Origin of the sequence: Nocardia coffeae (genome assembly GCF_019890715.1) — a bacterium.
In the GTDB taxonomy this organism is placed as follows: domain Bacteria; phylum Actinomycetota; class Actinomycetes; order Mycobacteriales; family Mycobacteriaceae; genus Nocardia; species Nocardia jiangxiensis.
Genome location: NZ_JAINZY010000014.1, coordinates 130227 through 144453 on the forward strand (window position 1 = coordinate 130227; position 14227 = coordinate 144453).

The 14227-nt window shown below is 67.6% G+C and carries 7 protein-coding genes; 2 read left to right on the forward strand and 5 right to left on the reverse strand.

The window, feature by feature from the left end; all coding sequences use genetic code 11:
• Positions 1 to 26: 26 nt before the first annotated feature.
• On the reverse strand, positions 27 to 803 hold the full coding sequence (locus K7711_RS36780; protein ID WP_222975688.1) for a thioesterase II family protein: 777 nt from the start codon (positions 801 to 803) through the stop codon (positions 27 to 29).
• Positions 800 to 7213 carry a type I polyketide synthase gene (locus tag K7711_RS36785; protein ID WP_222975690.1) on the reverse strand — a complete coding sequence of 2138 codons (6414 nt, stop codon included), beginning with the start codon at positions 7211 to 7213 and terminating at the stop codon, positions 800 to 802. Before K7711_RS36785 ends, K7711_RS36780 begins: the two co-directional genes overlap by 4 nt.
• Positions 7214 to 7468: 255 nt before the next feature.
• On the opposite strand from K7711_RS36785, the gene K7711_RS36790 reads away from it, so the two are divergent.
• Complete coding sequence (locus K7711_RS36790) at positions 7469 to 10591, forward strand: MMPL/RND family transporter (RefSeq protein ID WP_222975692.1); 3123 nt, start codon at positions 7469 to 7471, stop codon at positions 10589 to 10591.
• Positions 10592 to 10613: 22 nt separating this feature from the next.
• The gene (locus K7711_RS36795; RefSeq protein ID WP_222975694.1) at positions 10614 to 11600 is read left to right on the forward strand and encodes an acyltransferase domain-containing protein; all 987 of its coding nucleotides are present in this window, start codon (positions 10614 to 10616) and stop codon (positions 11598 to 11600) included.
• 13 nt (positions 11601 to 11613) lie between these two features.
• Here K7711_RS36795 and K7711_RS36800 read toward each other — a convergent pair whose 3' ends face one another.
• From K7711_RS36800 to K7711_RS36810, 3 genes are all read right to left on the reverse strand, one after another.
• Positions 11614 to 12030, reverse strand: coding sequence for a hypothetical protein (locus K7711_RS36800; protein ID WP_222975696.1), 417 nt, complete (start codon positions 12028 to 12030; stop codon positions 11614 to 11616).
• 419 nt (positions 12031 to 12449) lie between these two features.
• Positions 12450 to 13034 carry an ABC transporter permease gene (locus tag K7711_RS36805; RefSeq protein ID WP_222975698.1) on the reverse strand — a complete coding sequence of 195 codons (585 nt, stop codon included), beginning with the start codon at positions 13032 to 13034 and terminating at the stop codon, positions 12450 to 12452.
• A gap of 44 nt (positions 13035 to 13078) precedes the next feature.
• The gene (locus K7711_RS36810; protein WP_222975700.1) at positions 13079 to 14134 is read right to left on the reverse strand and encodes a medium chain dehydrogenase/reductase family protein; all 1056 of its coding nucleotides are present in this window, start codon (positions 14132 to 14134) and stop codon (positions 13079 to 13081) included.
• Positions 14135 to 14227 lie beyond the last annotated feature (93 nt).

Here is a 14227-nt window from a genome sequence, read left to right on the forward strand (position 1 = left end):
CAGACCACACCCCGATCACATAATTCTCAGAAGCCGCCGCTGTAGGCGATCTCCGACTCCCGATCGAAGACGCGCGACACCACCTCCGGATGCTCACGGTAGAAGAAATGACCGCCCGTGGAGGTGATCGAATCGAATTCTCCGCGGGTGTACGGCCGCCACCGAGTGAGGCTGGACAGGTGCAGACGCTGCTCGTCCGACGCCGAAATATCGGTGATCGACGTCTTGATCACCGAATGCGACCATTCCCGGAAACCCGCGGTGAGATCCGCGACGTACGGGCGCTGCATCACCTCTCGGTTCGCACCGCTGAGTTCGGGCGGCAACTTCCCGGCCTTGTCCGCCGCGGCGAGACGCCGCTTGGTGTACCTGATCGGACCGCCGTTCAGCCACGCGTAGACCGCACCCATCCGCCATTCGTTGGGACACGCGCTCACGATCGGCACGAACCGGCCGACCTGCACCCCGAGCTTCTCCAGTTCCTGAGTGGCGACGAAGGCGAGCAGGCCACCGAAACTCAGCCCGGACAGCACCGGCCGGACCGCGCCGATCTCGGCGATCGATTCGGCGATCTCCCGACCGACCGCACGCAGGCTGGTCGGATCCGGCTCGTCCTTGCGCACGCTCCGGCCCGGCATCCGCCACACCGCGAAGTCGTAGTCACCGATGAGCGGAATCAGCGGATTCGCCGTCCACGCCTGCTCGACGCCCGCGCCGCCGAACAACCACACCGACGGCCGCCTCCCGCGGTAATCCGCGGTCGGAAACCACCATTTCTCCAGCGCCGTGGACTTATTACTCACGCCTTCTCCTGTTCCTGCTCCAGTAGCTTCACCACGCGAGCGGCGATCGACTCGATGGTCAGATCCCCGGTGAACTGGAAGACGCTCATCTGTACGTCGAGTTGCTTCTGCACCCGGGCGCCGAACTCGACACCCATCACCGAATCGATGCCGAGATCCGCGATCGGCCCGCGAGTGTCGATACTCTCCGCCTCGACGCCCAGTACCTCGGACAACTGCTCGACGATCACCTTGATGACCGCGGGCGCCCGCTCCTCGGGCGGCAGATTCAACAGCATCTGGCGAGCCGCCGCGGCCTGCTGCGACTCCGGAACCTCGTCGACGACCTCTTCGAATCGGCCACTGCTCGCGGCCACCCGGTTACTGCCCCGCCACGTCGCCCAATCCACATCGGCGAGCATGAGATTCGACTGCCCGAACCGGGCGGCATCGAACAGCAGACCGGCGCCGCGGTCCAGGTCGAGGGGGTTGAATCCGAGCATTTCGAGATATTTGGTGACCGCGAGGGATGCCTCGGCCATACCGCCGCCGGCCATCGCGCCCCAGTTCACCGATGTCACAGCCGATCCCGAGGCGCGGCGCGCGGCGGCGAACGCATCGAGTGTGGTGTTCGCCGCGACATAGGAGGCCTGCGGAATGGTCCCGGTGATCGCGCTGATCGAGGAGTACAGCACGAAGGCGTCGAGGTCGAGACCACGCTCACGGGTCGCGGCATCGAGTGCCTGCGCCCCGCCGACCTTGGGCGCGAACACCGAACCGATCGTCGCGGCGCTGATATCGGCCACCGGTTCGTCGGCGATCACTCCGGCGGTGTGGAACACGCCGCGCAGCGGGCGTTCGGGATCCGCGGTCGTGTCCAGGAGCCGCCCTACCGAGGCCGGATCACTGACGTCGGCGGATTCGCAGACCACGTCGACACCCCGCGCGGCCAGTACCTCGAGCTGCCGACGGATGTCGTCGCTGCCGACCCCGCGGCGACCGACCAGTACCAGCCGGGTCGCCCCACGCTGCACCAGGGCACGCGCCGTCGCCAGACCGAACGCGCCGAAACCACCGGTGATCAGGTAGGTCGCGTCGGGCCGGACCGACAACGCCGCCGGACGCTGCGGCAGCACCTCGGGAGTGTCGGTGCGCAGGTCGACCACGACACGCCCCACCTGCGACGCGCGCAGCACCGTCTCGAAGGCGGTGGACAGCTCCGTGATCGGGAATCGCACGTACGGAAGCGGTTTGACGCTGCCCTGAGCCAGCGCGACGACGCATTCCTGCATGAGTTGCCGGAAACGCTCGGGTCGCTGCGCGAGCAGCCGGTCCATATCGATGGAGTAGAAGCTCAGGTTCCGGTTGAACGGCCGCAGGTCCACGGTGCCGCCGAAGTAGACATCGGCCTTGCCGATCTCGATGATCCGCCCGAATTCCGCGGCGACCGTGAAGTCCTGACTGATCACCTCACCCGGCATCGAGTTGTAGACGACGTCCACGCCGCGACCGTCGGTGAGCCGGAGCACCTCGTCGACGAAGCTCGACGACCGCGAATCCAGCACATGGGTCGCGCCGATATCCACCGCTGCCGCACGACGTTCCGCGGAACCGGCCGTCGCGAACACCGTCGCCCCGAGGCTCGCGGCCACCTGCACGGCGGCCATCCCCATGCCACCGGCCGCGCCGTGGATCAGCACGCTGTCACCGGGCCCGAGATCCGCGAGCGTGCGCAGCGAGTAGTAGGCGGTGATGTAAGGCAGCCCCGAGCCGATGGCCAACGGGTCCAGTTCCTGATGGTCGCCGAGAACCGCCCGCGGAGCGCGCACCCACGCACCGCCGCCGTCGACATCGAGGAGGGTGTATCGGCGCAACAGTCCGCGAGTCGCCACAGCCATCGCGTCGCCGGGCTCGATATCGGTGATCTCGGACCCGACCCGGGTGACGACTCCGTACCCCTCCATCCCCGGGACGGTGCCGAAGTAGGTGCCGGACAGCTGCCGCTCGGTGAGGATGCCGAGCACCTTGAGCGGGTCCTTGTAGTTGAGGCCGATCGTCTCGACTCGGACCTCCACCTCGCGCGGGCCCGGCGCGACCCGGTCGCACGCGCGCAGGGTGAGGTCCTTGAGCAACCGCGTGCGCGGCAGCACCACCTCGTACGCCTCGTCGGGGCTGGACAGCTGGTTCGGCACGTCCCACTGCTCGACGAACTCCGCGGCCGAGCGCTGCACGCGTTCGGCCGATCGGACCTCGCCGCGCAACCGGATCTCGTCCGACTCGGCGGTCGTTCCCCGAATCAGTTCGGCGACAAGGGATTCGGAGCTCACCGAACCGTCGGTGTCGATCGCCGCCCAGCCGATCGGGTTCTGCTCCTGGGCGAGCGTGCGACGCAACCCGACGAGGGCGGCGTGCGCCGGATCGAGTTCGGTATCGCCCGGCCCGACCATGCCGTTCGTGGTCACGATGACCACCCGCACATCGAAGTCGGCCAGGTCGCCATCGAGCCGTTCGGCGGAGGCGGCGCTGACCACGCGTGCGAAAGCCACTACGCGGTAGGCGAGTTCGGCGGCGTCGTATCCGGGCCCGGCGGCCAGGCCGATCCGCAGATAGCCGTCACGGGCCAGGGCCTCGGTGAGCTGCTTGGTCGCCGCGTCCACCGCAGCGGTGTCGTCGGGATCGGTGTCCCAGGCGATCCGAAGCGGTTCGATCGGCCCCTGGGTCATCCCCGACAGCACGGTCTCGGCGGGCGAGCCGATCGTGACCGCCACGTTGATCGCCCGGCTCTGATCGTTCGGCGGCAGTGCGGGCAGGTCCTCCCAGCGCCGCTCGTAGAACAGGCGCTCGAGGTCGTCCAGCGGATCGGGCGCGACGCCGATGGGTGCGAATTCCGCGCCGTAGAGCGCGAGCGCGACTTCACCGTTCCGATCGGTCAGGAAGGCGTCCACGCGCAGCGGCTCGGTCGATACCACCGAGACGACCGCGAGCAGTTCGTCGGGGATCGGCCCGAACAACCGCACCCGGTCCACGGCGGCGGGAACGTGTGCGACGGCCCGGGTGCTCTGCGCGGAACTGCTCGCGGCGAGCAGCACCGCGGCGCACTGGAACGCCGCATCGGTCAGTGCCGGGTGTACGACGTGCGGTGCGTCGGGGACGGAACCGCCCTCGACGAGGCCGCGGGTGTCCAGCTCGGCGACACAGGTCGTGCCCCGGACCCGGGCCCGCCGGATCCGCCGGAACGCGGGCCCGTAGGCCAGGCCGAGCGCATCCATCGCGGCGTAGATCTCATCGTGGTCGAAGGCGATGTCGCCGGGCTCCTCGGCCGGTACGGCGAGCTGGTAGGACCCGGACTCCATCTCGACGAGCCGACCGAAGGCGTGCTGGGTCCACAGATCCCCGTGCCCGGATCGCGCCTTGATCGACAGGCGTTTGGCGGCGTTCTCGACGGCCACGCGCATCACCGGCACGTCGTGCTCGGAGACGATCAGCGGCGCGACGAACGCGAGGGCGTCCACACCGCACTGGTCGTGGCTGCTGCGCTGCCGCGCCGCCGCGAGGGCCGCGTCGATATATCCCGCGCCCGGCAGCACGACCGCACCGCCGACGTTGTGATCACGCAGCCACGGCAGGTTGGCCGGAGCCAGGGTGAGTTCCCATTCCGATTCCAGCGAATCGGTGCGGTCGCCGAGCAGCGCGTACCGGTTCGGATCGCCGTGCCGGGCACGGACCGTGCGGATGTTCTCCTCCCACATCTCGAGATCCAGCCACGGATACGGCGGCAGGTCCAGGTGCGCGATCTTCGTGTCCTGGTACATCGCGGCCTCGCCGGGAGTGTCGACCGCACCGACCCGGTAGAGCTCGGCGAGCGCGGCCAGCGCCGCCGACTCCGCGTCCTCGTCCCGATGCAGCGTGCCGATACCGGCGCCGCTCACGCTGTGCCGCACGAACGCCTCGCGGATGTTGCCGACCAGAACCGGGTGCGGCCCCACCTCGAGGAAGACGCGGAACCGCTCGTCGATCAGCGCGTCGATCGCGTCGGCGAACCGGACGGTGTCGCGAACGTTGCGGCACCAGTAGCCGGGATCGGCGAATTCGCGGGCGTCGAACAGACCGCCGGTCACCGTCGAGTAGACCGGCACGGTGGGCTCGCGCGGGGTCAGACCCGACAGCACCTCGGCGAGCTCGCCGAGGATCGGATCCATGAGATGACTGTGATACGGCACCTCGACGCGCAGCCGCCGCGCGAACATGCCCTCACCGGTCAGCTCCTCACGCAACTCCTCGAGCGGGCCCTCGAGTCCGGCGAGCGTCACCGCGGTGGCGCCGTTGACCGCGGCGATGGACACCGCGTCACCGAATCGCTCGAAACGCTGACGCGCCTCGTCCGGACCCAATCCCACCGCGAGCATGCCGCCGCTGCCGGCGGTCTGCGCCTGCAGGCGGGAGCGGTGGTAGGCGACGGTCAGCGCGTCGGTCAGCGACAGCACACCGCTGACGTAGGCCGCGGAAACCTCACCGACACTGTGCCCGACGACCGCCGCCGGGTGAACTCCCCACTGCGCCAGGTGATCCACCAGGGCCACCTGAATCAGGAAGTTGGCGGGCTGTGCGATATCGGTGCGGGCGATGCGGGAGTCGTCCTCGTCGGCGAGCATCTCGTCCAGGATCGACCAGCCGGCGATCTTCCGGAACTCGGCATCGATCGCCTGGGCGGTATCCCGGAACCGGCCGGACTCGACGAGCAGCGTGCGGCCCATCGCCCACCACTGCGGACCCATACCGCTGAAGACGAACACCGGGGAGCGCAAACCTTCGACCAGCACTCGGTCGCCGATCTTACCTTCTCCGGACGCGAACGAATCCAGCTGCGCCACAAGGTCTTCGGCATCGCGGTAGACGAATCCCCGCCGGAGGTGGTGATGCGCGCGACGCCGCACCACCGCGGCCTTGACCCGCGGCACGTCGACCACGCCGCCACCACTGGCGGCATCGACGGTCGGCGAATCGGCTGTCGGAGAGGCTGGTTCGGCGACGCCGGAGGGCGACCTGAGCAGATCGCCGTACCCTCGCGCGAGCCGTCGCAGCGATTCCTCACTCCGGGCGGAGACCGGGAACACCCGAACCGTGTCCCGGGCCTCGTCGCCGTGCACCGGTTCCGGAGCGCGCTCGACGAGCACGTGCGCGTTGGTGCCGCCGTATCCGAAACTGTTGACACCGGCGTGAATTCCGTCGAGATCCTCGACCTCGAGCGGCACGGTCAGGCGCAGCTCCTCGAACGCGATCTCGGGGTTGGGGTTCTCCAGATACGCCTGCGGCGCGACGCGACCCTCCCGCACCGTCAGCGCCGCCTTGATCAGTCCGGCCACCCCGGCCGCGGCCTCGGTGTGGCCGAAATTGTTCTTCACCGAACCCATGCGCAGCGCACGGGTGCGGCCCTCGGCCATCCCGTAGGCGCGGCCGAGCGCGGAGGCTTCGAGCGGGTCGCCCACGCCGGTGCCGGTGCCGTGCGCCTCGACGTAACCGACCAGGGCAGGGTCGATTTCGGCCTCCGCGGCCACCTTGCGGGCCAGCGCGTACTGCGAATCCGGATTGGGGACCGGCAGCGCGAGGGTGCGACCGTCCTGGTTCACCCCGCTGCCGCGGATCACCGCGTAGATCCGATCCCGGTCGCGCACAGCGTTTTCCAGGTTCTTGAGCACGACGACGCCGACGCCCTCACCACGGCCGTAACCGTCGGCGGAGGCGTCGAAGGACTTGCATCGACCGTCCACGGACAGGAACCGGCCCTTGCACATCGTGATGAACGTCTCGGGCTGGAAGATCACGTTCGAGCCGCCGACCAGTGCGATATCGCATTCCCCGTCGGCGATCGCGCGCACACCGAGATGGGTGGCCACGAGCGAGGAGGAACACGCGGTATCGACGGTCAGGCTGGGCCCGTGCAGGTCGAAGGTGTACGCGATCCGGTTGGACAGCAACGTCTGTGACGAACTGGTGGCCGCGAAGTTGTCGATCCGATCCAGCGCGTGCGACCCGGCCTTGCCCACCGCGTTGTCGTTGGTGAAGCCGCCGATGAACGTCCCGACCGAGCCGCCGCTCACGTGCCCGGCGACGCCCGCGTCGTCGAGTGCCTCCCAGGACACCTGCAACAACCGCCGCTGCTGCGGATCGAGGGTCGCGGCCTCCCGCCGGGAGATACCGAAGAAGTCCGAGTCGAATCGCGCGAATGGTTCATCGACGAATGATGCATGCCGGGTGTACATCCGGCCCGGAGCCTCCGGGTCGGGGTCGTAGTAACGGTCGACATCCCATCGCAGGTCCGGGATCTCGGTGACCGCATCTCCCTTGCGCACCAGAAAATCCCAGAAACTGGACGAATCCACTATGCCTCCGGGATACCGGCAACCGATTCCGATTATGGCGATGGCAACCATGGCCCCCACTAAGTGTGTCTGGAAACTGACTGACCGCAGAATTATCGGATGGATTGCCCTGTGTTGTCCACACGTTTCGCCGAATTCGTGGAGGCGGCGACAGATGTGAACACCCTCACGTAGGGTGGGGTTCATGCTGTGCCAAGATCGCTGTCTCACTTGGGCATACGTGCAGTTGACAGCGTCCGTAACAGACGAACGTACCCCGGTCGGCGCCGCTTCGGGGCTGCCGCTATTCCCACTGACGGGAATCGCATGAAAGTCCCATTCGACCTGATCGAGAGTTTCGGGCGGGTAGCTCGCAAACGTCCGCTGTTCGTGATCGGCGTTTGGATCGTACTCGCGGGCATACTGAACATCGCTGTCCCGCAAATCAGTTCGGTCGCCTCGAACCATTCGGCGGATTTCATCCCCAGAGATGCACCTGCGGTACGCGCACTGCAGAACATGGGAATCACGTTCCACGAGTCCACTTCGTCCGGTTCCGCGTATGTGGTATTGAATCGCGAAGGGGGGCTGAACGATAACGATCGCGCTTATTACCGGAAACTCGTCGCCGCCCTGCGGCACGATAGCGCGCACGTCCAGTCCCTGCAGGACCTGTGGGGCAACCCGACGACCGCACCGGCAGCGCTGAGCGCGGACAAGACCACGACCTACGCACTCGTCCGATTGGTCGGCGACTCCGGCACTTCCGCGTCCATCGCGTCGGTGAACGCCATCCGCGCCACGATCGACGGCCTCGCCCGCCCGCCGAACCTGACGGTCCTGACCACCGGCCCCGCCGCCACGATCTCGGACGAGTTCTCCGGCATCGAATCCTCGCTCCCGTTCGTCACCGCACTCACCGTGCTGTGCATCATGCTGGTGCTGTTCGCCGTCTACCGATCACCGGCGGCGGTCGCGATACCGCTGGCCACAATCGGTCTGGCCCTTGCGGTTTCGAACGGGACGGCGGCCGTCCTCGGCATGCACGGGATGCCGCTGTCGATCTTCTCGGTCTCGCTGCTGTCGGCGATCGTCCTGGGCGCGGGCACCGACTATGCGATCTTCCTGATCAGCCGCTACCACGAGGCCCGCCGGACCGGTGCGTCCCCGACCGAGGCGATGACGACGAGTTTCCCGCGGATCGCCGCGGTGATCCTGGCATCCGGCCTGCTCGTGACGCTCACCTGCGCGGGCATGTCGGTGACCCGGATCGGCCTGTTCCGCACCGTCGGCCTGCCTTGTGCGATAGGCGTTTTCGTCACACTCCTGGCCGCTCTCACGCTGACCCCGGCGATGATCGCCCTGGCGATCCGGCTCGGCATGCTCGAACCGCGCAAACAGTCCGGCAGATCGCGGTACTGGCGCTGGATCGCGGTGCGGACGGTGCGGCGTCCCGGTCGCGCACTGGCGTTCTCGCTCGGCGGGCTCATCCTGCTGGCCGCGGTCATCCCGACCATCCATCTGAGCTACGACGAGCGGCAGGCCCAGCGCGCCACCACCGACAGCAACCGGGGCTACGACATCGTCGCCAAGCACTACCGCGGCAATATCCTGCTGCCCGAATACGTCACTGTCACAGCCGATCACGACCTGCGCAACACCAAGGACTTCGCCGCGCTGGAATCGGTGTCGGCCGCCGTGGCGAAGGTGCCCGGGGTGATCTCGGTGCAGTCGATCAGCCGACCGCTCGGTGAGACGATCCCGGAGAGTTCGCTCGGATATCAGGCCGGAGTCGTGGCCGACGGATTGTCCGGCGGTGTGGTCCAGCTCGCCGCCGCACAGCCGCAGATCCATCAGTTGACCGACGGCACCGGCCAACTCGCCGATGGCGCCGCGGCCCTGCACCAGGGCTCACAGCAACTCAGCGCGGGGATGAAGCAGGCCGTCGCCGGTTCGGGGCAACTGGTGAACGGCGACGTGCAACTCGACAACGGCCTGATCGCAGCGCGTTCGGGCACGAAGCAACTGCGGGACGGCGCGAATCAGCTGACCCAGGGCTCGCGCCAGCTGGCGGACGGTGTCGGGCAGGCCCTGGCCTTCCTGAACACCCCGCAGAGCAATCTCGCCGCACTCCGGCAGCAAACGGCCACGACGCCGAACTGCGACGCGCAGCCGATGTGCGCGGCATCGAAATCGCTACTGGCATTTCTCGATTCGACCCCGGCCGGACAGGCGCTGACCAACGCCCAGCGGCTACAGAGCGGTGTTCAGCAGGTGGCGGACGGCAACCGCCGCCTGGCCGACGGCCTGGCACAACTGGACGACGGACTGACCCGAGCCGGTGACGGCGCGGGCGCGCTGCTGGACGGTCAGCGCCGACTCGACACCGGCCTGCACCAACTCGACGCGGGCACCGACCAGCTCGTGGCGGGCAGCGGTCGCCTCGCGGACGGGTCCACCCGGGTCGACGACGGCGTCAACCTGATGACCTCGCAGCTGACCCGGCTGCAGACCGGCCTGAAGTCCGCGTCGGACTATCTGAGCGAGCTGCGCAGGAACACCAACGCCGGCAACACCGGAGGCTTCTACATTCCGCAGTGGGCCATGTCCCGGCCCGATCTGCAGACGGCCATGGGACTGTTCATCTCGCCGGACGGCCGGATGGCCCGCATGATCGTCACCGATTCCGGTGATCCGTTCAGCACGCAGGCGATGGATCGCACGGGCACGATCCTGGACACCGCGAAGCAGGCGGTGCGCGGAACGGATCTGCGCGCTGCGGCGGTCGAGACCACCGGCCTCACACCCACCTACCGGGACCTGCGGTCGATGGCGCTGCGCGATTTCGCGACCATCGTCGTCCTCGCGAGCCTGCTCGCCCTCCTGGTCATCGCGGCACTGATGCGCAGTCTGGTGGTGCCGCTCTACGTGGTCGGCTCGGCGATCCTGTCGTTCGGCGCGGCACTGGGACTGAGCGTCGGGATCTGGCAGCACCTGCTGCACCGGCCACTGCACTGGGCAGTGCCGTCACTGGCGTTCATCATCCTGGTGGCGGTGGCCGCCGATTACAACGTCCTGCTGACCTCGCGAGTGCGGGACCGGATGCTGCAATCGAGCACCGGTCTGCGCGGTTCGCCCCGATCGTCCATCATCCAGGCGGTGACTTCGACCGGTGGTGTGATCACCACTGCCGGTGCGGTTTTCGCGATCACCATGCTGGCGCTCACCGCGGCCGCGGTCGGCAACACCGCACAGGTCGGCTTCACCATCGGCATCGGTCTGATCATCGACACCATGGTGGTGCGGACCATCGTGGTCCCGGCGACCGCGGCACTGCTGGGCTCGCGGAACTGGTGGCCGGTCGTGCGGGGGCGGCGCAGATCCGGCGAACCCGCGCCGCCAACCTCCGACGATTCCGCCGGTGATGACGAGAAGGTCTGCGTCACATGATATTTCGAAGGAGCATCGAGCCATGACAGCTATCGACGGTCCGGCCGGCCGCGTCGCCTATATCTTCTCCGGGTACGGCGCCCTGTGGGAAGGCATGGGGGTGGCGCTGATGCACGAGGACGCGACGTTCCGGGCCGCGGTGCACGAGGTGTCCGGACATTTCGACAACCACCTGGACTGGTCCGTCGAGGAGCAGTTGAAATCCGCACGGACCGGCGACTATCGGAACCTCACACTCGGTGGACCCGCGATCTTCGCGGTCCAGTTCGGACTGATCCGCGCACTGGCCGAACGCGGTATCGCTCCCTCGGTGACCGTCGGCGTCAGCTTCGGTGAATACGCCGCCGCGACGGCTTCGGGGATCCTCGCCCTGCCCGAAGCGTGCCGACTCGTCGCCGCCTCGGCACTCGCGCTGAAGGCCGCCAACGGAATCGGCGGAACTGCGACCGCGGCCATCTCCCAGGAGCGCGCACAGGACATCGTCGCCGGCTCGCACGGCGACATCCAGATCGCCGTCGTCATGTCCGAGGGCGGCGTACTGCTCGCGGGCACCGGTGCCGCATTGGACGACCTGGGCACCCAACTCGCCCGTGAGGGCGTGTACTACCGCATACTCGAGGAATTTCCGTATCCCTACCACTCGACGCTCATGGCGGGTGTCGGCGTCGTGTTCCGACAGCAGATGGATCACGTGCAGACCGCCCCGGCCACCATTCCGATGATCTCCACGGTGACCGGCGACCACATCGACGCCGATGGCCTGGACGTCGAGTACTGGACGCAACATTTCGTCACCACCACCCTGCTGCGGCAAGCCGCCGAACGCGCCGCCCGAACCGAAACGATATTCCTCGAGGTAGGCCCCCGCCCCCACCTGCAGACCCCCCTGCGCACTCACCGCCGCCCCGACGGCGAACGCCTGCTCGTCCTGCCCACCCTGACCCGGCACAAGCCCGGCACCGCCGCATTGGACGAGGCAGCGGATCGCATTCGCACACACGCCGATTGAGATCAGCGCGCGCTCAGGTGGGAAATACCGACGACACCAGGCCCATCGCGATGGAGGTCAACGACAACGATCCCGTCCCAAACGCGGCGGCGACTCCACAGGCGATGAGAATGTCCTCGCCCGTGGGCTCCGGCGGGATCACCGTTCGTTTCAGCACTGAGATCCGCACCGGCAGAGCCCATTCGATGCCCACGCTGCCGTCCGTATAGGCGGTGAGCAAGCAGAACTGCTTTTCTATCTCCTGCGGACTTCCGTCGACGAATCTGCACGTCGTGAGATCTTTCGGGCCGAAACTGACAGTCCTGGAACGGTATTCGACGACGATTCGGTACGTCCGCCGGACGATCCGGCCGCTGCCCGGATGAATCGCGACCGGCTCTCCGGCCAGATCGGCGGTCAGGAAATTCTCGTCCCGCGTTCCGATGGGCACATTCCGGCGAGTCCGCTGCCCTCGGCGTTCGATCGTGAACACCCTCGACGTATCCGATTCGAGCCAGGTCGCGACCCTCGCTTCGGCACGTTCGATGAGGACGTCACCGAATACGCCACCATCCGCGCGAGCCCGACCCACCACACGACTCGACATACCGTTCCCCGCCCTCCCGTGCAGATCATCGCCTCGCACTCGAGGTCTCCGTAAAAGTCTGCCAGACCATGCCCGGACGGTTCGGCCGCCCGACGGTATCGGATTCCGTCGAAACACCCTGCCGCCCAGGATGAACGGACATCGACCGATGTCATCGGCCGCTCTCCGGCAAGTGCGGAGAGCGGCCGATGACGATGCGGCACCGATGTGCGGATGCCGTGACGGTCCACGGGGTCGACCTCCGATGATGTTGTGCTACAGGATCATTCGTTGGCGAGACGGCGGGATTCCAGAATGGTCGCAAGGGCGTATCCGCCGCCGCCGAGGACGGCCAGGATGGTGAAGAAGCCGGGAGGAGTGCAGAAGCACGCGAAGGCGGAAACCAGTGCCAGCCAGGCGCCCAGGCCGTAGTGCAGGGTGTTGCGGCGGTGGGCGCCTTCGGCGATGTAGATCAATCCGACCATGAGGCCCGAACCTGCGGGCCACAGCACAGTGGCCAGGTCGGGGGCGTCGATGCTGGCCGTGAGGCCGGTGATGGCCAGGAACAAGGCGGCGAACGCCACGATCCAGGCGAGCCCCAGAAGCCTGGCGCTGAGTACTTCCGGTCGGGTGGCTCCCTGCTGGGAGCGCAGGGCGGCGATGGTGGCGAAGACGGTGCCGATCGCGAGGCCGAGGAACAGCAGGGTCGTCGGTAGCCACCCGGGCAGCTCGACCAGCGGGTCGTCGCCGCGGGACAGGGCCGCGGTGCCGTGTCCGATGACGTAGGCGAGTCCGAAGCTGATATAGGTGGCGCGGTTATCGATCCGGGCGGCGGTGGTGTTGTCGGGGACGGCGAATGTGGTGGTCATCGTGGATGTCTCCTGGAACAGCGGGCGCGATCGAGTCGCGATTCTCACGCCTGGTCGGCGTCGGGCACGATGACGACTTTGCCTGCGACGGTGTGGGATTCGGCGAGCGTCAGCGCTGCGACGGCCTCGGTCAGCGGGAATTGCGCGGCGATCTGCGGAGTGAGAGCGCCCTCGGCCACCAGCTGCAGCACCTGAGTGAGATCCGCACGCAGCCGGGCCTGGAACGAACTCGGGCAACGACGTCCGGCCCAGAAGTTGTAGAAGTGCGCGGATCTGCCGTTGGGCAAGGAGTTCCACATCGCGAGCTGCCCGAACAGCTTCAGCACCGGCAGCTGCGAGCTGCCGTCCTCGTCCTTGGTCGCCGCGGTGCCGTAGGACACGAGCGTGCCGCCCCGGCGCAGCAGCCGCCACGACTCGCTCACCCCGGGGCCGCCGATGTGATCGAACACCGCGTCCACGCCGTCCGGTGCGATCTCCCGGATCCGCTCGTACATCTGCGGGTCGCGGTAGTCGACCGGGGTGACGCCCAGTTCACGCAGCGTGGCGTGGTGACGCGGCGACGCCGTGCCGATGACGCTGATCCCGGCGTGCCGGGCCAGTTGCACGAGTGTCGACCCGACGCCGCCGTTCGCGCCGAGCACCACGATGGTTCCGCCGGAGCGAACCTCGGCGGTGCGATACAGCATCTGCCATGCGGTGATCCCGTTGACCAGCACGGTCGCCACGGCCGCGGGATCCAGGTCCTGCGGCACGGGCAGCAGGTCGGCGGGGTCGACGAGCAGGTGGCTGGCCCATGCGCCGGTCTTGGTGATCGCGGCGAACCGACGTCCGACCAGCGCGGTATCGGCGTCCGGGCCGACCGCGGTCACGGTGCCCACCACGTCGTAGCCGGGGACGAACGGAAAGGGCGGCTGGTCGAAGTACTTGCCGCGGCGCATCTGCTGCTCGGCGAACGAGACGCCGGTCGCCTCCATGCGCAGCACGACCTGCCCCTTGTCCGGCGAGGGGAGGTCGCGGGTGGCAACCTGCAGCCCCTCCGGTTCGACCTTCCCGGGCAGCACGATCTCGGTGATGTTGCTGGTGACGATGTTGTTGCTCATGAGATTTCCGATCCGCTCAGCTTCAACTTACGACCGTAAGGCTACGACTGTTGTCTCGCTTACACAAGGACTAACAGCTGTAAGTTTTTCAAC